Source organism: Psychrobacter sp. Pi2-51, assembly GCF_904846665.1.
Lineage (GTDB): Bacteria > Pseudomonadota > Gammaproteobacteria > Pseudomonadales > Moraxellaceae > Psychrobacter > Psychrobacter glaciei.
Genome location: NZ_CAJHBP010000014.1, coordinates 51,606 through 74,665 on the forward strand (window position 1 = coordinate 51,606; position 23,060 = coordinate 74,665).

19 protein-coding genes and 1 tRNA gene are annotated in these 23,060 nt (G+C 41.8%); 6 read left to right on the top strand and 14 right to left on the bottom strand.

From position 1 onward, the window contains the following. Positions 1–22 precede the first annotated feature (22 nt). The 7 genes from JMY08_RS08965 to JMY08_RS08990 all read right to left on the bottom strand — a co-directional run bounded on the left by JMY08_RS08965 (position 23) and on the right by JMY08_RS08990 (position 5,606). On the bottom strand, positions 23–853 hold the full coding sequence (locus JMY08_RS08965; RefSeq protein ID WP_201592950.1) for a hypothetical protein: 831 nt from the start codon (positions 851–853) through the stop codon (positions 23–25). 297 nt (positions 854–1,150) lie between these two features. Further along, complete coding sequence (locus JMY08_RS08970; RefSeq protein ID WP_201592952.1) at positions 1,151–1,558, bottom strand: hypothetical protein; 408 nt, start codon at positions 1,556–1,558, stop codon at positions 1,151–1,153. 31 nt (positions 1,559–1,589) lie between these two features. Further along, entirely contained in the window at positions 1,590–1,712 is a 123-nt protein-coding gene (locus tag JMY08_RS14130; RefSeq protein ID WP_264997272.1) for a hypothetical protein, read from the bottom strand. 56 nt (positions 1,713–1,768) lie between these two features. Continuing rightward, complete coding sequence (locus JMY08_RS08975) at positions 1,769–2,641, bottom strand: hypothetical protein (RefSeq protein WP_201592954.1); 873 nt, start codon at positions 2,639–2,641, stop codon at positions 1,769–1,771. Between the two features lie 89 nt (positions 2,642–2,730). Further along, positions 2,731–3,504, bottom strand: coding sequence for an ABC transporter permease (locus JMY08_RS08980; RefSeq protein ID WP_189586377.1), 774 nt, complete (start codon positions 3,502–3,504; stop codon positions 2,731–2,733). A 32-nt stretch (positions 3,505–3,536) separates the two neighbouring features. Further along, a complete protein-coding gene (locus JMY08_RS08985) occupies positions 3,537–4,499 on the bottom strand; it encodes an ABC transporter ATP-binding protein (protein WP_189586204.1) in 963 nt (320 codons plus the stop codon). 426 nt (positions 4,500–4,925) lie between these two features. Then, positions 4,926–5,606, bottom strand: a complete 681-nt coding sequence (locus JMY08_RS08990; RefSeq protein WP_194621045.1) for a c-type cytochrome — start codon at positions 5,604–5,606, stop codon at positions 4,926–4,928. 363 nt (positions 5,607–5,969) lie between these two features. Between JMY08_RS08990 and JMY08_RS08995 the strand changes: the two genes are divergently transcribed. Further along, positions 5,970–6,046, top strand: a tRNA-Arg gene (locus JMY08_RS08995). 228 nt (positions 6,047–6,274) lie between these two features. Here JMY08_RS08995 and JMY08_RS09000 read toward each other — a convergent pair. Then, positions 6,275–6,637, bottom strand: a complete 363-nt coding sequence (locus JMY08_RS09000; protein WP_201592956.1) for a hypothetical protein — start codon at positions 6,635–6,637, stop codon at positions 6,275–6,277. Positions 6,638–6,672: 35 nt separating this feature from the next. Here JMY08_RS09000 and JMY08_RS09005 point away from each other — a divergent pair, with 35 nt between their 5' ends. Then, positions 6,673–7,473, top strand: a complete 801-nt coding sequence (locus tag JMY08_RS09005) for an SIR2 family NAD-dependent protein deacylase (protein ID WP_201592958.1) — start codon at positions 6,673–6,675, stop codon at positions 7,471–7,473. An 88-nt stretch (positions 7,474–7,561) separates the two neighbouring features. Here JMY08_RS09005 and JMY08_RS09010 read toward each other — a convergent pair whose 3' ends face one another. The 4 genes from JMY08_RS09010 to JMY08_RS09025 form a co-directional block, all read right to left on the bottom strand. Then, complete coding sequence (locus tag JMY08_RS09010; RefSeq protein WP_201592960.1) at positions 7,562–8,560, bottom strand: adenosine deaminase; 999 nt, start codon at positions 8,558–8,560, stop codon at positions 7,562–7,564. Positions 8,561–8,775: 215 nt separating this feature from the next. Next, positions 8,776–9,300, bottom strand: coding sequence for a TPM domain-containing protein (locus JMY08_RS09015; RefSeq protein ID WP_201592962.1), 525 nt, complete (start codon positions 9,298–9,300; stop codon positions 8,776–8,778). 120 nt (positions 9,301–9,420) lie between these two features. Then, positions 9,421–10,620: a TPM domain-containing protein gene (locus JMY08_RS09020; RefSeq protein WP_201592964.1), complete on the bottom strand. Its 1,200-nt coding sequence runs from the start codon at positions 10,618–10,620 to the stop codon at positions 9,421–9,423. A gap of 125 nt (positions 10,621–10,745) precedes the next feature. Beyond that, complete coding sequence (locus tag JMY08_RS09025) at positions 10,746–11,378, bottom strand: LemA family protein (protein WP_189586868.1); 633 nt, start codon at positions 11,376–11,378, stop codon at positions 10,746–10,748. A gap of 1,013 nt (positions 11,379–12,391) precedes the next feature. Between JMY08_RS09025 and JMY08_RS09030 the strand changes: the two genes are divergently transcribed. After that, a complete protein-coding gene (locus tag JMY08_RS09030) occupies positions 12,392–13,939 on the top strand; it encodes an alanine/glycine:cation symporter family protein (protein WP_010196574.1) in 1,548 nt (515 codons plus the stop codon). Positions 13,940–14,155: 216 nt separating this feature from the next. Here JMY08_RS09030 and JMY08_RS09035 read toward each other — a convergent pair whose 3' ends face one another. After that, on the bottom strand, positions 14,156–14,767 hold the full coding sequence (locus JMY08_RS09035; protein WP_201592966.1) for a fasciclin domain-containing protein: 612 nt from the start codon (positions 14,765–14,767) through the stop codon (positions 14,156–14,158). Positions 14,768–15,182: 415 nt separating this feature from the next. Beyond that, positions 15,183–15,737 (bottom strand): fasciclin domain-containing protein, encoded by a 555-nt coding sequence (locus JMY08_RS09040; RefSeq protein ID WP_201592968.1) that lies wholly within the window; start codon positions 15,735–15,737, stop codon positions 15,183–15,185. A 535-nt stretch (positions 15,738–16,272) separates the two neighbouring features. On the opposite strand from JMY08_RS09040, the gene metH reads away from it, so the two are divergent. From metH to JMY08_RS09055, 3 genes are all read left to right on the top strand, one after another. Next, positions 16,273–20,070 (top strand): methionine synthase, encoded by a 3,798-nt coding sequence (gene metH / locus JMY08_RS09045; RefSeq protein ID WP_201592970.1) that lies wholly within the window; start codon positions 16,273–16,275, stop codon positions 20,068–20,070. A 216-nt stretch (positions 20,071–20,286) separates the two neighbouring features. Then, a complete protein-coding gene (locus JMY08_RS09050) occupies positions 20,287–21,216 on the top strand; it encodes a bile acid:sodium symporter family protein (protein ID WP_201592972.1) in 930 nt (309 codons plus the stop codon). Between the two features lie 236 nt (positions 21,217–21,452). Next, positions 21,453–23,060 (top strand): P-loop NTPase fold protein (locus tag JMY08_RS09055; protein WP_201592973.1); only part of this gene is annotated, 1,608 nt, incomplete at its 3' end.

The following is a 23,060-nucleotide window of genomic DNA, read 5'->3' on the forward strand; positions in this document are numbered from 1 at the left end:
CACGTTATTTTACAGCAATGGGCTATTTTATGGGAATCATTTGCCAGTCTGAAGTAGGCTCTGTCTTCACATAATTAAATCGTACTCGATAGCCTGTATCATCGGTTCCATTAATAAGATAATAAAAATCGACCAAAACGCTATCCTTATCTTCCCACTCAATATCAATATCTTCAAGATCATGCCTTTGGTCTCTATTTTGGTAAAAATCCAAATGCGCTTTTAATTCGCTAAGATTACTCTCGTAAACAATTTTATAGTCACCTTTCTTCTGCTTTTGCCAAATCGTAATATTTTCTTCACCTATATAACGATCTACTGTAGTAACGTATGATTGATCTGGTGATACATTTAAGTCGATACCATCAAACTCTTGACTAAAACCAGTTCTGAGATTAACAAGTATAATACCTTCCCCTTCAGGGAAACTTCTCAACAAGTATAATAGCTGTCTTTTTTTATCATAATCATAAAGTGAAAAATAAGAGTGAGACTGAGCATTAGGAGCAAACAGTTCATCACGAAAAACTAACGGCAGGGATCTATTGGGTACTTGGATATATACCGTATCTTTTTCTCTAGTGACACGATCACTCAGTCCCCATTTTTTACTAAGCTCGTTATCATGTTTATCCAAACTTTCCCCAAGGCATTTCTTATAAGATGGCAGGCTATCGTATTCACATTCATTCTTAAAATAACCTGAACCTCTTATTGGATCTAGCGTTTTCCAAACATAATCATCCATTGTTGCTTTGGGTAATTTTGCTTGTGCTGACATTGGTAGCACTAAAAGTAATGTACTCGCCATACAAATACGGGTTAATTTAACGACTGTTTGAGCTGCTTGCATATGAGAGTCAGACCTTTTTATCATTGCTTAATTATTAGTATCGTTATCAGATAAAACTCTCTGCCATGTACCCTCTTTATCATCGGTCGCATAAATATAACGCGCTCTAGACGCTACGATATCTGTTGGATTTATCCTATAAAAGAAATCAACATTGATTTTATTATCGGCTGTCCAACTAATATCTCGCGCTTCGTATACCTCATGCTTTTTATTATTATCATAATTCTGCTCATATAGTTCATTGCTACCAAGTACCGTTGTATAGCGTCTATCATTGTTATTTTTTTGAGGTTCTCATATTACGATGTCTTTAGTCATACTTTGCCTACCATTAAACCCCACAATATGAGTCATATCGTCTGAAAACATAAGGTCAGTAGCGTAGAGCTCTTGCCAATGTCCTGTATTTAAATCGACGATAATGGTGGACTGTGTCTCATACAAGGTACGTAGTAACTGTAACAGATGATGTGATTTATCATAATCCTGCAATTCATAATGAATTCTATGATTTTCTTCAAACGGTTCAAGGTAATCCTTAAATAGCAATGGCTGCTTATGATGGGGTGTACGGATATAAGGTGTACTGATATAAATAGTATCTTTTTCTCGAATAACACGGTCACTCAAGCCCCACTTTTGACTTTGTAAGTTGTCATTGTGCTCCAACAAGTTAAAAATACAGTTTTTATAATCTGTCAAAGTTTGATAGTCAGTGTAACCGTATCGACAACTACCTTTCTGCTGCCACAGGCGTAGCAACTTTTATCCAAAAATCATCGTTGGTCGATGGCGTTAACGCTGAAGGCAAGGCTGAAGATGCTGCTTGGGCATTTAAGGGTGCTATTGTGATCAAGACAAATAGCCCTGCGATGATCAACGTTATCCTTACATTAAAAGAGATAGAAATCACTAGACGCTACCTTTGCGCATTTGCCACGCACCTGTTTTGTCATCGCGTACAAAGGTATATCGTATTCGAAAAGCCGCTGAATCTGCTTCATTTAACTTATAAAAAGAATCCACATAGAGCTTGTCACCATTAAACTCAGTATCATCTACCCAAGTAAAGGGTTCGCTATCATAAACCTGCTGCGCTTTGTCTGCTTGATAAAAAATTTTATGGCTGTCGTAGTTTTTTGAATCTTCACTACTGCTATAGACTTGTTTATAGTAGCCCTCATAGTAACCACTATCTTGTCGCTCCAAAATGTTGACATGTTCCGTCGCTCCCATCTCACTTTCAAAACCGACTATGTATCTCATATCAGGAGAGACACTTAGCTTTCTGAGACTAAAATCTTGCCAAAGTCCAGTAGCCAAATTAACTACTGTCAAGCTCTCTCCTTCATAAAAGCTTTGATGTATTGTTAGTAATTTCCGTGATTTATCGTAGTCTTGTAGAGAATAATAAGGATTAAAATCCTCCTCATAAGGACTGGAATAATCAACAAATACTAGTGGTTTTTTACGATTAGCGACTTTAATATAAATTGCATTTCGCTCTCTAATTACTTTATCGCTGATACCCCATTGCTTACTAAACGCATTATCTGCATCTTCCCTCAAGTTATACAGGCAGTTTTGTAAAGCATCATAAGTTTCATAGTTGTAGTCATTATGGCAATTATACTTATACGATGCAGGGTCTAAAGGCGTCTTCATGACGACCCAATCATAATCATCCATTGTCGCAAATGGGGCTGCGATGGCAATGCTTGTAATTGTACTCAATAACGTGGCTGTAAAAGCCTTACTCATACTTCTTACAGAAATTTTAAGCATAAAAAAGAGCCCAACAATATTAGGCTCTTATGATAAGGTTATCAGTCTATTGATTACAAGCTATCTATGACAAATGATGGCTATCATATTTACAATCGCACACGCGAACCATCACTGAGCAGACGATACGAGATGATATAAAACACCACGCAGAATACAAAAATCGCTGCCATTGAATACCAGACATTGACATCAGAATACCCTAAAATCCCGTAGCGAAACGAGTTTACCATATAGACAATGGGATTGAGTAAGGAGACGGTTTGCCAAAATGTTGATAACCCTTCCATTGAGTAAAACACCCCACCCAAAAAAGTCAAAGGGGTTAATACAAAGCTCGGAATAATAGAAATATCATCAAATGAGCGGGCAAAGACGGCGTTAATAAAGCCGCCAAGCGAAAAGAGTATCGAAGTGCCAAGCACAGTAAATACCGTCACAAATAAATGCTCAATGCCAAGATCTGTAAAAAACAGCGCGACGATGGAGACGATAATAGCGATGGCCAAGCCGCGGAAGATACCACCGCTGACATAACCCATCAAGATAGCGTGCTTAGAGACAGGAGAAACCAACAGCTCCTCAATACTCGAAGTAAACTTGGCACTAAAAAAGCTGGAGACCACATTAGAGTAACTATTGGTAATCACCGCCATCATAATAAGACCAGGAACGATGAATTGCATATAAGGCACACCGCCCATCTCGCCCACTCTGTCGCCTATCATCCTACCGAAGATAACGAAGTATAGCGTCATAGTAATCACGGGTGGCAATAAAGTCTGTGGCCAAATACGTAAAATACGGCGCACTTCTTTTAGCAAAATCGTCTGAAAAGCAATCCATTTTTTGGACCATGACATGCTGTCACTAGGGTCTACTACTATTTTCTGATTCATAGTCCTGACTCCTTCATACTGTCTCCATTCTGGATATTTTTGTCGACAAGGCGCATAAACAACTCTTCTAGACGATTGGATTTATTACGCATACTAGCAATCGTAATACCTTGCTCAGACAATTGCGCAAACACGCCATTCAATGACTCGCCTTCTGTTAAGGTCACCTCAAGCGTAAAATCGTCTGGCTGCGTCACTTCGGTGACACCTGTTAATTGTAACGGATGCTCAAGCGGAGTAGAGATATCAAAGACAAAGGTCTCAACCGATAGCTGTGCGAGCAAATCCTTCATATCTGTATTAATTCGAATCTCACCATGGTCTAAAATAGCGATACGCTTACAGAGTTGCTCTGCCTCTTCAAGATAATGAGTGGTCAGAATAATCGTGGTGTTCTCTTCGATATTAATCTGCTGCATGAATTCCCACATAGAACGGCGCAGCTCAATATCTACCCCTGCGGTTGGTTCATCGAGAATCAATAGCTTAGGCTTGTGGATCAACGCTCGAGCAATCATCAAACGACGTTTCATACCACCTGATAACTCGCGTGACATACTGTCGCGCTTGTCCCACAAACCAAGCGCGGTCAATAGCCTCTCGGCCCGAGGTTTTGCTTCTTTGGCAGAAATACCAAAATAGCCTGCTTGTGTAATCAGAATATCTTCGACTTTTTCGAACATATTAAAGTTAAACTCTTGCGGTACTACGCCAAGATATTGCTTAGCAACCGAAGGGTTCTCTAACAAGTCATTGCCAAAAATATGCACACTGCCTGTTGTGGGCTTAAAAAGTGAGCTGATGATGCCAATCATTGTTGATTTACCCGCCCCATTGGGACCAAGTAACGCAAAGAATCCACCTTGTGGTACTGTGAGATCTACTCCCTTCAATGCCGAAAAGCCATTGTCATAAGTCTTGGATAAATTTTTTATCGTAAGCGCTGGTGCCTCAGACATGCAAACCTCTTTATTTGTTATAAATTTATGTGAAAATTGACTATTAAAATACTAGGGCGTGGCATCATTTATACCGTGCGGCTTAAAATGAGAAGTACTGCTGCTAAATAAGAAGGAAATCGCCGTAGATATGAATATATTGACAACATTTCTGACAGTGTTTAACAGGCTTTAGTTATTTTAAAACCAGCAAATGTACAAATACGCTAATTGATGACAGGCCCTAATATTTGGCAGAGACAATCTAATGTCTTAAGGTGAGGCTATTAGCAACGAATTTCAACTGTGTTCTATTAGAAGCACCATATTAATAATACTCATCATTAAAAAAGCGCCTACCTCATTAAATGAAATAAGCGCTTAGTCAATGCGTATCTTAAAAGCTTAGTAAGCTATTCATCACGGTCAGTAATGGCTGAGCAATAATTAGCTGGCTTCACCAACCATATAATCTACTGCATTTTGAACTTCTTCATCCGGAATGTCCGCACCACCTTTAGCAGGCATCGCGTTGAAGCCATTGATCGCATGGGTGTATAGAGTATCTTTACCTTTTGCTATACGTGGTCCCCAAGCCCCTGCATCCCCTAGCATAGGTGAACCAAGCAAACCTGAAGCATGACAAGTCTGACACACGGCATTGTATACTGCTTTGCCATCGCGAGGGCCATCACCTGCCGAAGGACCTGATGAGCGTGCCGTTACATCACAAACCTCATCGTCTTCGAAACATACTGTAGCGACAGGCTGAATACGAGCAATCAAGTTAGGATACAAAGCAATGAGCTTCTGTACTTGCGGCGTATCTTGTGGAATGGGTTCTTCATCCGCCGCAGGCGCTGCTGCTGCCACTTCTTCCGTTGCCGCAGCGTCATCTGTAGTACCGTCTGCTTGCCCGCTCGCATCGACCGCAGCAGTGTCATCTGTAGTATCGGCGGCAGCTTGAGTATCATCACCTAACTGTTGTGGCGCGTTTTCGACCACATCTTGCGCTTCTGCTACATCAGAGACAGTTACAGGTGTGCCTGCAACATCTTCCGCTTGGCTCACCGCGATACTAGCAATTCCTAGAATGGCAGCTGCCGATAACATCACTACTTTTCTCATTCGTCACGTTCTCTTATTACAGATACAAGGGCTCGCATGATTTGGACATTCTGTTTATCCTCCTTCGACGACAAACATTTCGTCATCAATAGCAAACAGCCATCCCGTCAGCGCGCGCACTTGTAATCGGTGATTATAAATATGAATTTTCCCTGACATTATAAGGGAAAAGACGGGCAAATTGCCATGCTTGTTTACTGACTATCCTGTTTTTTCTTAAAAAACGTCAATAGCGGGCTTCGCTCATTGGCTTTCTGGCTTTTATTTGTTAGACTAGGCGGTCTTTATTTTTCGACAGACTGCCCTGCCAATAATACTCAATTAAACGCAGTATTGAGCAACCTAGCAGTCAACTCGTATTATGCGCTCGTAGCTCAGTTGGATAGAGTATCGGTCTCCGAAGCCGAGGGTCGTGGGTTCGATTCCCGCCGAGCGCACCAATCATCGTATTTAGTCCTTCCTTAGCATTACCCCAAATTGTCCATACTTCTCAAACACACTTCAAAAGGTTTGCCGCTTTTCTGTGCCCGTATACTTCTAGTGCTCTCACCTGTAGTCGGTTCGGTATAATTTGGATACAAGGAAGCCGAGTGAAAATACTATAAATAGTAGACTGAGCGAGACTGACACCGTACCCAATTTATAGAGAATTGGCTGTATAGCAAAATTTACTCCGCCTCTTGTAGATTTGCAGTCAGTTGGTCACGGCTGGGGACTCGGTGGTAATTAATCACTGGTATCTCACCTAGACGGCGCTGACTTGTAGCAATCTTCTTATCAATCGTAATCATTGCGACTTTCTTGCCTTGTTTGCTAACGAGTAAATGATTTGCCTTACGTGTGACTCGATAATCAGGAAAGTACTGCTTTAATAGCGCTGATGTTTTTTGCAGAGCATCATTAGGTGTGGCATTTTTTGATTTTGCGCCACTATGCTTTTCGCCTACTTTTGCCCCGCGCGATTTTGCCGCGAACCATAAGGCTGCGATGACAGCGAACAATATGACAAGCCACCAAATTCCGTCTATCATAAGAAAAAATATCCATTATTAGCAAGGGTTGGCTCATGTTAGCAGAATTATCACCAGCGTTAATAGCAGAAGTAAAACTTGCGGCAAAACTGTTGGCAGCGAAACAGCGTATTTGCATTTTGACTGGCGCTGGCATTTCAGCAGAAAGCGGCATTCCAACGTTTCGAGACAAGCAGACAGGACTGTGGGAGAACTACGGCGTTGAGGATTTGGCCACACCTGAAGCGTTCACTCGTGATCCAAAGCTCGTGTGGTCATGGTATCAGTGGCGCAGACAGCTGGTAGCAGATAAAGCGCCAAATCCAGCCCATCATGCGTTGGCTCAGTGGCAATACCATGCGCAAACTTCTGATCAGCAAGTGACTCTCATCACTCAGAATGTCGATGATTTGCATGAGCAAGCTGGTAGCTCGGTGACTCATTTACACGGTCATCTGTGGCGCAACTGCTGTGGTCAATGTCAGACACCCTATCAAGATCAGCCAAGAACTTCATACGATAACCGAAACACCATGAGCTTCGATGAGGCCCTGCTGACCTGCCCGCATTGTGGTGGCTATATTAGACCAGATATTGTTTGGTTTGGAGAAGCCTTACCCATACAGGCATGGCAGATTGCAGAAGAAGCAGCGGCTAATTGCGAGGTATGTATCAGTATTGGCACATCAAGCCTTGTTTACCCTGCCGCAGGTCTCGCACAGCTAGCCAAGCAAAATGGTGCCAAGATTATAGAGATAAACCCCGACCCAACGCCAAACACCATCGTTGATATCACTCTAGCAGAAAAGGCTGGCGTCATTTTGCCGTTACTTATAGAAGAAATTACTGCTTTATAGGTATGGGTATAAAATGAACAATAAAAAAGGCTTAACGATTGATATCAACCGTTAAGCCTTCACTACTAAAAAACAAACGCATTAAAGCTTATTTCAACGCAAGATCAACCTTCGCTAAGTAGGATTCTTTTAACTCATCACTGATAAATGAGGAGTTAAAGGAGTTCTTTACTAAAGTAACGACATCGTCTTCCGTTAGCGGTAAGTTTTCGCATATATTTATAAAGTTCTGATTCATATAACCTTTGAAATATGCTGGATCGTCTGAATTGACACTAATATTCAAACCATAATCCAGCAGCTCTTTGATATTGTGTTCTTTATAGTTTTCAAAGACCTTGAGTTCGATATTTGAGTTCGGACAAACTGTCAGCGGCATTTGCTCGTCTTTGAGCCTTTGCATCAATTCTGGGCTTTTTATAGACTGCACACCATGATCGATTCTATTAATCTCTAATAAATCCAGAGCTTCATATATATACGAAAAATCTGCCTCTTCGCCTGCATGAGCGACCAGCTTAAAGCCTTCTTCTTTGGCTTTTTTAAATACTTCTTTAAATTTTGATGGCGGATTGCCCAATTCTGATGAATCAAGACCAACACCGATGATATCGTTTTTGAACGCCAATGCCTGCTCTAAGGTTTCAAACGCCTCTTCTTGTGATAAATGTCTTAAGAAGCACATAATGATGCAAGACGTAATACCATACTTTTCTTTAGCCTCTACGAGCGCTTCTTTGATACCAGTGATTACGGCTTCAAAAGGTACACCACGTTCAGTATGCGTCTGTGGGTCAAAAAATATCTCTGTGTGAATGACGTTGTCTTCAACACATTTAAGAATATATTCCCACGTCAAATCATAAAAATCATCTTTTGTGAGCAGGACATTGGCACCCGCATAGTAGATATCTAAAAAGGTCTGCAAGTTGGTGAAGTTATAAGCATTGCGTACATCTTCTATGTCTGTATAAGGAATCTCTACTTGGTTTTTTTTCGCCAATCTAAACATCAGCTCAGGTTCTAGCGAGCCTTCAATATGTAGATGAAGTTCCGCTTTTGGTAGTTTCTTTATTAACTCAATCATAGTGTTCCAGTAATGGTTTTTGATAAAGGCTTTTTTTCTAAGGCTTTCTTTCTGAGGCTTGCTCTCTATAAATGTGTCTGGCTATAGATGCGTTTGGAAGCGCCCTCTTGTTTAAAAGTCTATTATATTTGGATTTCGCCTAAAACCCTATAGATTAAGATCAAAACGTCCTACCTTATTATAAGAATAACTTCATAAATGCTACTTCATAAACGCTATTTCAAAAACACCACCGTATCGGACAGCTCATTACCTGCTGGGTTATGCTCAAGATGATAGTACTGACGCAATACCTGTCCAACTTCGTCTAATAATTCAGCCAAGCTCTCTTCGGTGTTTTTATTGGCGATACCCGACACGGCTTTATCACACATTGCCCGCCAGACTGTGGGACTCACATGAGCGCTGATACCGCGATCCGCAACTATCTCTAATTGGTGCTCACAGATATTGACATAAACCAAGACACCCGTATTTTCTTCGGTGTCCCACACTCGATACTCGCTGAACAAATCCACCGCACGTTCGCGGCAGTCGATATGATAAGCATCCTGAGTCGGCAGGTGGTTTTCTATAATTAAAAACACTTCTCCACGATGGCCACGCTCTGCGCTAGTGACCTCATCTGTCAAACGGGCTTTGGCTTCCGCTGTCAGCCATTTGCTGTGCAGCAAAGGAACAAATAGGACTTGACGCCACCAGCGGGCAAAACTGGCTTTTGGAGCATTGTTTTCTGACATTTAATTGTTTCCTCACAGACATCATTTTTGCAGGTTGTTTGCGTTTTTTTTACTGCGGCTTCATTTGCTTGGTTTTTACTAACCAATTTTTAATAGTTACTTACAATTTTTAATAGTTACTTACCATGAGCCACCAGCGCCGCCACCGCCAAATCCACCACCGCCGCCACCAAAGCCGCCGCCTCCGAAACCCCCACCGCCAAAGCCGCCACCACTTCCGCCACCCATACCGGGTAAGAAAATCATACCGCCGCGTCGTCTGCCACCTTTACCGCCGCCACCTTTGCCACCGCCGCCGCGTGAGATCAAAAATAGCCATATAAATATCGCCATAATCAATGTCATGAAGAACCCGCCGCCCAGTGCCAGTGAACCAGCAAAAAAACCACCTGCGGTAATGATAGAACCAAATACTCGGCCTAAAATATTGGTAATAAAACTACCAAAGATCATTGCCATAATAAATAAGAAAATAGGTGATGGTAGCTCATCTGAGCCTTGTTGAACGTTACGCTCCGCAGCTTGAGCATCGGCACGGGCCAATACGTCAGGATCTGCAGTCAGACGCGTTTTAAATGCCTCGACACCTGCTAGTATCCCTGCGCCATAGTTGTCTTGCTTAAACAATGGTGTGATGTCTTCACGAATGATACGGTTAACCGCAGCATCTGGTAACACACCCTCTAGCCCATAACCCGTTAGGACATACATATCACGGTCATTGACTGCGACGACAATCAGCAAACCATCATCGATATCTTTATCACCCAATTGCCATTTCTCTGCAACCTGCAAAGCATAGTCAAAGATAGGCAAACCATTGGTAGTCGGCACAATGACGACAGCTGCCTGCGCTAAACCTTGTTGATAGATACTTCTGAGCTGCGCCTCTAAGCGCTGCTTTTCTTGCGGGTTTAAAATATTGGCTTGGTCAATAACAGGGCTGTTTAATATGAGCTTGTCCGCATCGACACTTTCAGCATTTGATTGAACAGCTGGCTTAGCAGGCGCTCGTGTTGCTGGATTTTCACTATTAGCCGTGTCATTGTCAGCCGCATTAGGGTTGATCGCATCGTTGCCCAGTATGGCTTCGTTAATTGCCTCGTTACCCAATACCGCATCATTTATGGCTTCGTTGGACTCGCCTGCTTTGGCAATGGCTACCAGATCCTCGACACTGCGGTTTTGCAGATTCGAGGGGCTGTTTGAGCCACTATCGGTAGCCACTGCCGTATCATTAGGTGCCGCATACAGCACTGGCGCACTACTGATGCTCAGTGTGAATAGTAATACTGATAAGATTGCTTTTGAATGATTCATCTAATCTATACCACCTCAAATGACGTCTGTGCTGAATGAATGGCGACTACTGCAATAACTATGAGCTTCGTTTATCTTTTAAGCATCAAGCCTTATTATGCATCGTACTTTTTATGCACCATACTTTACTGAGCAGCTGCTGCATCGTCGTCGCCAAAGTCAACACTGGGTGCTGTTGAAATGGCTTCTTCGTTGGCTACTGTAAAGTTTGGCTTGGTATCTAGACCAAATACTTTGGCAGTGATATTGGTTGGAAATTGACGCACCGTCGTATTATAGCTTTGTACTTCTTGAATATAGCGGTTACGAGCAACGGCGATACGGTTTTCCGTGCCTTCTAGCTGTGCTTGCAAATCTTGGAACAAGGCATCTGACTTTAGCTCAGGATAGCGCTCAGAGACGGCCATTAGACGCGATAAAGCGCCAGTCATCTGCTCTTGCGCAGCCGCATAACGCTCCATCGCTTCAGGGTCGTTGAGCACCTCAGGGGTCACCGTGATACCACCGGCACGTGAGCGCGCTTCAGCCACTTGGGTAAACACCTCTTGCTCTTGCTCTGCGTATTGCTGTACGACTTTGACCAAGTTTGGCACTAGGTCTGAGCGGCGTTGGTATTGGTTGACTACTTCTGACCACGAAGCCGTTACCTGCTCATCTTGTGCTTGCAGATTGTTATAACCACAACCCGTCAAACCAACGGTAGAAGTCGCTAATACTGCTGATAGCAACATGGGTTTTACAATGGATTTACGCGTCATCGTTGTCTCTCCTAATAATGTTAAATAACAAATACCTAGTAACACGTTTTTTTACAGCTGATATAACCACTTGTTCAACCATCCTGTACGTCTATTATCCAGTCCATCAACTGCTACTTTATTCAATAGAATGATAGTCGTTAGTAACGGTTACATTTTATAGCCTACAAGACATTCTGCCAATAATGGCGATATAACCCACTTTTTACAATTCATCGTTACCAAAACACAACCGCCACGCCTAATCATATTGGCATTTATACTTGCTTACACTATGGTTATATTCATCTAAAAGCTTAATTATGTTGACTAATAAGCCATTTCGCTCTGGACTGCGGGTAAAACAATAATGTAGCAGTTACAAAACTCCTTTGTTTCATCGCTATTTATTGTGGGGTCTGTCGTCTCAAACATCGAGATATCCTGCTACTCTTAAAGAAATTTCTAGTAATTGTGCCAAAAATATGGCAAATTGCAGTTACGTAGCCGTACGGTTTGAATACATTTGGTAGTGGACTTATCGTTTGTTTAGTATTAGAGGATTACGAACGTCTGGTTAACTCTGTTCAGGGATCGCCAAAGCCTCAACTTACAAATCGACAAGCTTTTACCAGTGTAGCCAATCGATACGACTCATAGCAAGTTGAATGCTATCACTTTACTGATAAGTATTTAATTATATAACCGCCTGTTTTATCCGCTGGTCCATTTATAACAGCTATTGCGTCGATGACGTAATGACTGGATGTACCGCATAATGAAGACAGCAAAGGATTGCAACTGCAGCTCATTTTGAAATTGACTCTGATGAGCGGTATACACATGGTCAGTGTTGCGAATAGGCCAAGCGGATAAATACAGACAACTACAGTCCATTCTGAGTGGCTAAGTACATATCAGACTTAACGAGATGTATAAGTCTATGCAGGCAAACTAAGTGAGCCACTAGAGCAATTGGTTGACGCCGGTATGAGTATTAATAGCCACTTTGAGACAGTATTAGGAATATACATATGGAAGGTTTAGTCAATTTAGTAAACGGAATTATCTGGAGCCCTGCACTGATCTATCTGTGTCTGGGTGCGGGTCTGTTTTATTCCATTATGACGCGCTTCGTACAAGTACGTCTATTCGGTGAAATGATCAAATTACTATTCACTGGTAAATCTAGCGCACAAGGTATTTCATCATTTCAGGCACTTGCCGTCTCACTCGCAGGACGCGTGGGTATGGGTAACATCGCTGGGGTAGCTGCTGCTATCGGCTTCGGTGGTCCAGGTGCAGTATTTTGGATGTGGGTTGTGGCCTTCTTAGGGGCATCTACTGCCTACGTCGAGTCTACCCTTGCACAGATTTACAAAGAAAAAGATGTGATTACTGGCGAATATCGCGGTGGCCCTGCTTATTACTTTGAGCGTGCCCTTGGTCAAAAATGGTACGGTATTCTCTTCGCCATCGCCTCTATTTTAGCTTGCGGTATGTTCTTACCAGGCGTACAGGCAAACGGTGTTATCAGTGCATTCGCACAGGTGATGGGTGAAGGTACTATCATGAACGTCGGAGGCCTAGAAGTTGGCTCTATGCGTTTAGTGGCACTAGGTATCATTCTAGTCGTTCTAGGTATCATCATCTTTGGTGGTATTAAGCGTATTGCAACTTTTACCGAGTTTGCTGTACCTTTTATGGCACTAGGTTATATCGTTTTAGCCTTAATTATTATGTTCTCTAACGTCAGCTTGATCCCAGATGTATTTGGCATGATCATTGGTGATGCATTCACTGCACAAGCAGGTTTCGGTGCTGCTATTGGTTGGGGTGTAAAACGTGGTATTTACTCTAACGAAGCTGGACAAGGTACTGGCCCTCACGCTGCTGCTGCTGCTGAAGTTGAGCATCCATCACAGCAAGGTTTAGTACAGGCATTCTCAGTATATGTCGATACGTTGCTAGTCTGTTCTGCTACCGCCTTTATGATTTTATCTACAGGCATGTATAACATTCAAGGTACGCTTCCAGATGGTCAGTTTATCGTACAGAATGTTGCTGCTGGTGTTGAGATTAACTCACCTGCCTTTACGCAAATGGCAATGGAATCGGTCTATGGCACCTATGGTAATACCTTTATTGCCATCGCAGTATTCTTCTTTGCCTTTACTACGATTTTGGCTTACTACTACATCGCTGAAGTAAACGTGGCTTACTTGACTCGCTTCCTCGGTCGCGGTGCCAATAAAACTGGTCTATTCTTAGTCAAAATTCTAATCATGGTGATGGTTGCCTACGGTGGCTTGAATTCAGCTGGTTATATCTGGGCTATTGGTGATATTGGTGTTGGCCTCATGGCTTGGCTCAATATTGTTGGTATCTTGGTCATCTTCATTGTGGCTCGTCCAACATTGACTATGCTAAAAGATTATGAAGCTCAGCGTAAAGCTGGCGTGAAACGCTATAGTTTTGATCCTGCCAAATTTGGTATCAAAAACGCACCTTATTGGGAAGAGCGTCATCTAGCTGAACAAAAAAGAATGAACGCAGATCCACTACGTAAAGACAACGTATAATATTCTTTAGTTTGGTACTGCTACATCCTACTCATTGCGTATAAAAAGCCCGAGACTATTGTCTCGGGCTTTTTTGTGCCGATACTCTTATAGATCGTCGTAAAAAATACCAAGATAAATATATTGGCACAAAAAAGCCCAGCTCAATGGCTAGGCTCTTTCAGTATTATCTATACGTCAACTACTGATAAGTCATGACCAGTAGTCTGTAAAAAATTACTCAGGCATTAATACCGCATCGATAGTGTGTACCACACCATTGGTTGCCATGATGTCAGTACCAGTGATGTTAGCCGTTCCACCAGTAGCATCTGTAATGACGTTAGCATCGCTAATAGAAATCGTTGCGCCGTTAGCGGTTTTGATATCAGTAGCGTAAGGGATATCAGCAGCTTTAACTTCCATAGGTACTACATGGTAAGGAAGTACTTTCTTAAGTAAATCAGTGTTAGCCAATAACTCTTCTTTAGTCACGCCTAGCTTCTCTAGTACTGGAGCAAAAGCATCGTCAGTTGGGGCAAATACTGTGTATTTGGTATCTTCCATCAACATAGTATCAAGACCAGCGGCTTGAAGCGCTGCTGTAAGGATAGTTAGGTTCTCATTGCCTGCCGCTATTTCAGCGATAGTCTGTGTAGCTTCCATGTCCATGTCAGTCATTGGCTCTGCTTCAACCATTGGATCAGCTTCAGCAACTGGCTCAACTGCCATTTCTTCGGTGGTAACTTCAGGCTCAACTGGATCAGTAGCGGCTTCTTTGTCACTACAAGCTGCTAGTGACATGGCGGCTGTAACTACGGTGATAGATAGTAAGTTTTTCTTTAACATAGGTATTTCCTTGTAGATAATTAATTAAATAATGTGATTAAAAAATATTCATTTTGAATAAAGATAAAAGTGACTGATATCTTGCAGACAGTACCGACTACTTATTATCCAGTCCTGATATCAAATTCGCCATATCGATAACTATAATTCTAACGGTTTAATTTTTAATTGGTACTTACTTAGGTAGCAACACTGTATCAATCACGTGTACGCTGTTGTTGACTTTTATTCTAGCTATGGCGTATTGGCGATATAACTGCTTTATAATTGCTGATACGCTATTTTGAAGTAGCACTATTTGACATGCTATATATCTAAAAACGCCATTATCTGATTATTGACTCATACAGATAACGGCTGTTATTGGTTCAATCTCTACCTCATAGAAAGTAGAGATATCAGGTTTTGGTTATTCTTATTTAGGTAACAATACTTTATCGATCACGTGTACCACACCATTGTTGGCAGCGATGTCAGTCTTCAAGATGTTAGCTGTGCGGCCATTTTCATCCATCAACTTACCTTCTTTAGTTACCATCAAGGTATCTTTGCTGGCTGTCATGACATTACCAGGCTTAACGTCTTTAGCGTACATGGCCATATCACCACTCACGACGTGATAACCTAATACCTTAGTTAACAAAGGCTTGTTGGCGAACAACTGCGCTTTGGTCATACCTGTTTCTTGTAATGCTTGCATAAAGGCAGCATTGGTCGGTGCGAATACCGTGTAATGAGCATTAGGATCAGACAACATGCCTGCTAGACCGGCTGCTTGTACTGCCTCTACCAATACTGAGAACTCAGGATTGCTTTGCGCCACTTGTACAACGTTCATTTTTGCCATAGATTGGCTGTGCATTGGCGCTTTCATATCCGCGCTTTTGGCTGGCATTATATTATTACAAGCGCTTAGGCCTGCGATTGAAAGAGCAAGTGTACCGATAGTAGCAATTTTAGTAATTTTCATAATATATCCCTTAATGATTGAATCATTCTTGATTATTGTATTACTGACTTACAGAGTAGATAATTGGCTTTAGAATGTGTTGATTGCGCTATTGATAATATTTACCAAATAGTAATGACAATGAACACTTGCTTGTAAGTTTTTCTTACCAACAGCCAATTCTTCTGAAATTAAATTAACATATAGAAAAGCCTTATGAATTCACTTTTACGCTACTTTTTGTCGTAGGCATGTAAGTTCTGTCGGACTTTTAATAGTCTTGATAGGTTTTAACCTTAAAAACAAAGCTTTATGTAATCTTTAAACGAAATGATAGTCATTTGTGCCTATTTATTTTATGCAATAAACTCCAAACCTGATGGCTCAAAAAGCAGATTTTGTATCTGCCATATTGCCAAAGAGGAATAAGCACTATCCCGCGTGGGATATTATTTTCGTGCTAAAATAATGCCACTTTTGCTATTCTATTTATAAAAAGCATACCCTATTTGTTATTCCTTCCTTTTATGACATTGACGATATAAGCAGCGCTCCTATGACCCAAACGATGACTTCTTCTCAAACTGATGCCACTTCTGACTCTTCACAATCCGCTGATGACTTTATCCTAACGCCATCTGCCGTGTTTCCATACAAAGAGCAGCAGCTAACAGCACGTGCCCGTATCACTGAGCAAATGGCCTCAAGAATTTTGATGTTAGACGGGGCGATGGGTACGCAGATTCAAACCTATAAATTAGAAGAAGCAGATTATCGCGGTGAGCGTTTTGCGGATATAGACCAAGACGTGCGCGGTAATAACGACTTGCTCGTACTCTCGCAACCACAAATGATTATAGACATTCATAACGATCATTTGACTGCTGGCGCGGATATCATCGAGACCAATAGCTTCAACGGTACGCGTCTATCCATGGCCGACTACGATATGCAGTATTTGGTACCTGAGCTAAATAAGACAGCCGCTCAACTTGCCCGCAGTGCAGCAGATGCATTCACTGCCAAAACACCTGATAAGCCTCGTTTCGTCGCTGGTGTCGTAGGGCCAACCTCACGCACGTGCTCGCTATCACCGGATGTCAATGACCCTGCGTTTCGTAATATCACCTTTGATGAATTGGTACTCAACTACCGTGAAGCGACCTTGTGCTTGATAGAAGGCGGTGTCGATCTTATCCTAATCGAAACTATTTTCGATACGCTCAATGCTAAAGCAGCGATATTTGCCATTACTGGCGTGTTTGATGATATTGGTTTTGAATTACCGATTATGATTTCGGGTACGATTACTGATGCATCAGGTCGTACCTTATCAGGACAAACCGCTGAAGCATTTTATAACTCAATTCGCCACGCCAAACCGTTATCGGTTGGCTTCAACTGTGCGCTTGGGGCCGATGCGCTACGTCCACACATTCAAACGTTATCTAATATCGCCAATACTTATGTGTCAGCGCATCCAAACGCAGGTCTGCCCAACGAGTTTGGTGAATATGACGAAACCGCTGATGAAACCACTGCGCTACTAGAAGGCTTTGCAAAGGCAGGTATCTTAAATATCGTGGGCGGCTGTTGTGGTACGACACCAGAACACATTCGCCAAATCGCGAATATGGTAAAAAACTATGCGCCGCGCGTGATTCCTGAAATCGCCCCTGCCTGCCGCTTGTCTGGACTTGAGCCATTTACCATCACAGCAGACAGCTTGTTCGTCAACGTGGGTGAACGTACCAACGTGACAGGCTCTAAAAAGTTTTTGCGCTTGATCAAAACTGAAGCCTATACCGAAGCACTCGATGTCGCCCGCGATCAGGTTGAGGGCGGTGCGCAAATCGTCGATATCAACATGGATGAGGGCATGCTCGACTCCAAGCAGGCGATGATTCACTTCGTCAATCTAGTTTCTGGCGAGCCAGACATCAGCCGTGTACCGCTCATGATTGACTCCTCTAAATGGGACATCATCGAAGAAGGTCTAAAACGCACGCAGGGCAAATCTGTCGTTAACTCCATCTCTCTAAAAGAAGGTCATGCTGAGTTCGTCGAGCGTGCCAAACTGTGTATGCGCTATGGCGCCGCCGTTATCGTCATGGCATTTGATGAGGATGGTCAAGCTGATACTTACGAGCGTAAAATCCAAATCTGTCAGCGTAGTTATGATGTGTTGGTTAACGAAGTCGGTTTCCCTTCTGAAGATATTATTTTTGACCCGAACATCTTTGCGGTTGCCACTGGTATCACTGAGCACAACAACTACGGTGCTGATTTCATCAATGCCACTAAGTGGATTACGGATAACTTACCCAATGCTATGGTGTCGGGCGGTGTGTCTAATGTGTCGTTTAGTTTCCGTGGTAACCCAATTCGTGAAGCCATCAACTCTGTTTTCTTATTTCATGCGATTACCAATGGCCTGACCATGGGTATCGTCAACCCAGCCATGCTTGAGTTATACGATGATATTCCAAAGGAAGCCCGTGACGCGATTGAAGATGTCATGCTCAACCGCAACCAAGGCGAAACAGGTCAAGACGCAACTGAACGCCTAATGACGGCTGCCGAAAACTATCAAGACGGTGGCAAGAAAAAAGAAAGCACGGTCGATATGAGCTGGCGCGAAGGCACCGTCGAAGCGCGTATTGCCCATGCGCTGGTCAAAGGTATTACCACCTTTATCGAAGCCGATACCAAAGAAGCGTGGGAGAAATATCCCAAACCGCTAGAAGTCATCGAAGGCCCACTCATGGACGGTATGAATATCGTCGGTGATTTATTTGGTGCCGGTAAAATGTTCCTACCGCAAGTGGTCAAATCTGCACGCGTGATGAAGCAGTCAGTCGCGTGGCTAAACCCGTATATCGAAGCCGAAAAAGTAGAAGGCGAAACCAAAGGTAAAATTCTGATGGCGACCGTCAAAGGCGACGTACATGATATCGGTAAAAACATCGTCGGCGTGGTGCTTGGCTGTAATGGCTACGACATTGTCGATTTGGGCGTGATGGTACCTTGTGAAAAAATCCTTGATACTGCTATTGCAGAAAAAGTCGATATCATCGGCCTGTCTGGTTTGATTACCCCGAGCCTCGATGAAATGGTCTATGTCGCCAAGCAAATGCAAGAGCGCGGCATGACGCTACCATTGATGATTGGCGGTGCTACCACCTCTAAAGCACATACCGCCGTCAAGGTTGAGCCGCAATATCAAAATGATGGTGTCATCTACGTCACTGATGCTTCACGCTCCGTCGGTGTGGTCACCAAATTACTGTCAAAAGAGCATCGTCAAGCCCTGATCGATGAGACACGTGAAGATTATGCCAAAGTACGTGAGCGTCTGGCCAAGCGTCAGCCAAAAGCTGCCAAGATCTCTTATGCGAACTCGGTCAAGATTGGCTTTCAGTACGATTGGGAAAACTATGTGCCACCAGTGCCTAATAAGTTAGGCCAAGTGATATTGGATAATTACCCTATCACCAACCTACTGCCATATATCGATTGGACGCCGTTCTTTATCTCTTGGGGACTGGTCGGTAAGTATCCGAAAATACTGCAAGACGATGTGGTCGGCGAAGCGGCACGAGATTTATTTGATAATGCCAATGAGCTGATGCAAAAGATGATCGATGAGAAATCACTCGTGGCCAAAGGCGTGTTCAAAATCATGCCTGCTCGCCGTACTGATGCCGATACGGTCACGGTCTACGACAATACGCCTGCTGATGGCGGCAAACCAACCTATCAGTTTGAACACTTACGTCAGCAAAGCGATAAAGCCAGTGGCAAGCCAAACTTTAGCTTGGCGGACTTTGTCTCGCCATCAGAGACGCATACCGATCACTTGGGCGGCTTTACCGTCTCCATCGTGGGTACAGAAACACTCGCTGAAAAATACAAAGCGGCAGGTGATGACTATAATGCCATCATGGTACAGGCACTGTCTGACCGCTTAGCTGAAGCATTCGCTGAACATTTACATGAGCTGATCCGTAAAGAGTATTGGGGCTATCAGCCGACCGAATCACTCACTAATGATGAGATGATTAAAGAAAAATACGTCGGCATCCGCCCTGCACCTGGCTACCCTGCTTGTCCTGAGCATACGGAAAAAGGCAAATTGTTTGAATGGCTGGGTACGGTAGATGCGATCGGTACGACTTTGACCGAAAGCTATGCGATGTGGCCTGCGTCATCTGTCAGCGGATTCTATTACTCGCATCCTGATAGTGAATACTTCAACGTCGGCAAAATAAGCCGTGATCAGTTAGAGAGTTATGCTGAGCGTAAAGGCTGGGATATGAAGACTGCTGAGAAGTGGTTAAATCCGAATTTATAGTCGATTGGCTAAGCAAGTTATAGAAACCTAATAGTTCTTTTTTGGCTTACTTATTTAATATAAGTAAGCCATTTTTTATGACAGTCTATTTTGCCCACCATCAGCAAACTTATCGCTACGTTCATAGCAAAATACTTTCATCATTTGCTATGAACGTAGCGATAAGTTTGCTAGATTATTGTCTATTCTATTATTTTTATCTTTGTGAGACAGGCTATGAATCAGATTGCACTACTTTCTAGTTGGATTGGCAAAACCTTTGCAATCTGGGCATTGGTCAGTGCTGTTTTGGGATTTATTTTTCCTGAATTTTTTGCCTCGTTGGCTTTTTTGATCGTTCCCATACTTGGCATCATTATGTTTGGGATGGGCATGACGCTCAAAACGGAAGATTTCCTAGAGATTATCAAACGCCCCAAGCCTGTACTGGTTGGACTATTGGCACAGTTCACGCTAATGCCTCTTATCGCTTACTTATTAACGGTAATTTTTAACCTTGATCCTTTAATCGCAGTCGGTGTTATTTTGGTTGGTTGTTGTCCTGGTGGTACTTCTAGTAACGTGATTACGTTCTTAGCCAAAGGTGATGTGGCATTGAGTGTGGCGATTACCTCTATCTCTACCCTACTTGCGCCTTTTCTAACCCCTATTCTGCTCAGTGTTTTTGCGGGTCAGCTGATTGATATCGATTTGGCCAGTATGATGATCACCATTACGAAAATCGTAATCTTGCCCATATTACTGGGTGTTATCTTTCATAAGTTTTTGGGTAAAAAGATTGAGTTCGTCACCGAGGTATTACCGATGGTATCGGTATTGGGTATTTCCATTATTATAGCGGCGGTAGTTGCCGTGTCTAAAGCGACTATATTGGATAGCGGTGCTATCGTATTTATCGTGGTTGCCTTACATAATATGACGGGTTATACCTTGGGATATGTAATCGCTCGCTTGTCTGGCTTTACGGAGAGACAACGCCGCGCGATTATGATAGAAGTGGGCATGCAAAACTCTGGTCTGGGCGCTGCTCTTGCGGCAACTTATTTCAACCCTGTCGCTGCCTTACCTAGTGCGATATTTAGCGTGTGGCATAACTTTAGTGGTGCGTTGGTTGCGAATATTTTTGCTAAGAGAGATGCTAAGTAAGTAAGAGTGTTATTGCTTGTATCTTAATTTTAAGTACTATAATGTGTGTAAAGTTATTTGTGTTTGATTGGAAAGTCAATGCGAGCATATAATTTTCTAATCTACATTTTGAATATTAAAATTCCAACTTATTCATTTAAAAATGTAATAAAAGATTTTTCTCACCTTTAGGCTTAAAGTAATTATAATATTGCCAGACTAAAAACCATCATAAATCTTAGCTCTAGGAAAATTCAATGCTACATAAAGACAAACCAATTGAAAGAGCTGAAGACGATTTGCTTAATAGAAAAGATTTTTCACATAGATTAGCTAATACTATCATAGAATGGAAACACGAGGATTCATGGGTGATTGCCCTTACAGGAGATTGGGGGATTGGAAAGACGTCTGTTAAAAATCTAATAATTGACGAAATACAGCGGACTGAACCAGAATCTATAATTATAGATTTCTCACCTTGGGAGTGGTCCTCTCAAGACTTGATTGTATCTGCCTTTTTTAAAGAGATAGCAACAAGACTTGAAATCAGTGATGAAAGTAAGAAACATAAAGAATTAGCAGAAAAAATTAGAACTTACTTATATTACTTAAATAACATTACACTACTTACTAAACCAGTTGTTAAAACTCCGTCATTAATATTCGGAATTTTGATATTGGGTAGTTTATATTTCGAAAAAAAGTTTTCAATAGAATTACTTACAAACTTTATCCTTGCGATTTTAGCAGGCTGGTTAATATTTTTCGAGGGGCTTGGTGGTTTTCTAAAGTCTCTGGCTGAAAGGCGCGAACATCTTGCTAATAAGAAAAACAGATCTGCTCTAGATTTAAAAATCAGTATTAGCGAAAGCCTAACTAAAATCGACCAACCCATTCTCATTATAATCGATGATATAGATAGGCTCGAACGTCATCAAATTTTAACGGTCATGCAGTTAGTCAAATCAAATGCTGATTTTGAGAATATTGTATTCTTACTTTTATATTCAAAATCTGTTTTAGAGAAAAAAATAACAGATAACACTCAAACTGGTCATGAATATATGGAAAAAATAGTTCAGGTGGAGTTTAAAGTTCCTGAACCTGATGTCATTATGCTCAGAAAATATATTGTAGACCATTTAAATTTGATTTTAGATAAAATAAAATATGATAACTTCGATCAAGTTTTTGATAATAGTTATTTTACCGATATTTTCTACCAGCAAGGCTTAGCTAATTATTTTACAAACTTGCGCTCTGTCTATAAATTCCTTAATTCTTTCGAATTTAATTTACTATCACAGCTAGAAAATGATTATTTAGAAGTTAATTTCGTAGATTTTATGGTTTTAGAGACATTTAGAATATTTGAGCCTAAACTATATTCAGCTATACACGGAAACAGGGATTTAATGCTAGGTAGGTTACAAAATATAAATAACCTGATAAATATGCCAGATGAAGAAAAAAGAAATGAAGCTAATCTATTTATAAATAATTTTTGTAGCAATCACTCCATTAATTTGCTAAAAGCTATCTTCCCAGACTTCCATAACTACATCCAAGAGTCATTTGATACCAATAGCTCTGAAGAAAAGCTTATAAAAAACATGATTTCTCATGAAAGTCGATTCGATAGATATTTTATACTTAATATCTCAGTGAACAACCTGTCTACCTATACAGTCATAAATTTCTTTGAAAATTTAGACAATGATGAATCGACTAAAATATATTTGAATGATATCTATGAGCATAACAAGCTTGACAGCTTTATTGAAAGCGCACTTTCACATCTTGACAAAATACCTAATAATTTAATAAATAATTATTTCAACTCATTAGATTACCTATACAAT

What these genes read in the sequence shown, in the direction of transcription:
- JMY08_RS09000 (WP_201592956.1), bottom strand. Translation starts at nt 6,637, where the DNA reads ATGATAGACGGAATTTGGTGGCTTGTCATATTGTTCGCTGTCATCGCA.
- metH (WP_201592970.1), top strand. Translation starts at nt 16,273, where the DNA reads ATGACCCAAACGATGACTTCTTCTCAAACTGATGCCACTTCTGACTCT.
- JMY08_RS08990 (WP_194621045.1), bottom strand. Translation starts at nt 5,606, where the DNA reads ATGAGAAAAGTAGTGATGTTATCGGCAGCTGCCATTCTAGGAATTGCT.
- JMY08_RS09010 (WP_201592960.1), bottom strand. Translation starts at nt 8,560, where the DNA reads ATGATTGAGTTAATAAAGAAACTACCAAAAGCGGAACTTCATCTACAT.
- JMY08_RS09025 (WP_189586868.1), bottom strand. Translation starts at nt 11,378, where the DNA reads ATGACGCGTAAATCCATTGTAAAACCCATGTTGCTATCAGCAGTATTA.
- JMY08_RS08975 (WP_201592954.1), bottom strand. Translation starts at nt 2,641, where the DNA reads ATGCTTAAAATTTCTGTAAGAAGTATGAGTAAGGCTTTTACAGCCACG.
- JMY08_RS08985 (WP_189586204.1), bottom strand. Translation starts at nt 4,499, where the DNA reads ATGTCTGAGGCACCAGCGCTTACGATAAAAAATTTATCCAAGACTTAT.
- JMY08_RS09050 (WP_201592972.1), top strand. Translation starts at nt 20,287, where the DNA reads ATGAATCAGATTGCACTACTTTCTAGTTGGATTGGCAAAACCTTTGCA.
- JMY08_RS09005 (WP_201592958.1), top strand. Translation starts at nt 6,673, where the DNA reads ATGTTAGCAGAATTATCACCAGCGTTAATAGCAGAAGTAAAACTTGCG.
- JMY08_RS09035 (WP_201592966.1), bottom strand. Translation starts at nt 14,767, where the DNA reads ATGTTAAAGAAAAACTTACTATCTATCACCGTAGTTACAGCCGCCATG.
- JMY08_RS09020 (WP_201592964.1), bottom strand. Translation starts at nt 10,620, where the DNA reads ATGAATCATTCAAAAGCAATCTTATCAGTATTACTATTCACACTGAGC.
- JMY08_RS09030 (WP_010196574.1), top strand. Translation starts at nt 12,392, where the DNA reads ATGGAAGGTTTAGTCAATTTAGTAAACGGAATTATCTGGAGCCCTGCA.
- JMY08_RS09015 (WP_201592962.1), bottom strand. Translation starts at nt 9,300, where the DNA reads ATGTCAGAAAACAATGCTCCAAAAGCCAGTTTTGCCCGCTGGTGGCGT.
- JMY08_RS08980 (WP_189586377.1), bottom strand. Translation starts at nt 3,504, where the DNA reads ATGTCATGGTCCAAAAAATGGATTGCTTTTCAGACGATTTTGCTAAAA.
- JMY08_RS08965 (WP_201592950.1), bottom strand. Translation starts at nt 853, where the DNA reads ATGCAAGCAGCTCAAACAGTCGTTAAATTAACCCGTATTTGTATGGCG.
- JMY08_RS09040 (WP_201592968.1), bottom strand. Translation starts at nt 15,737, where the DNA reads ATGAAAATTACTAAAATTGCTACTATCGGTACACTTGCTCTTTCAATC.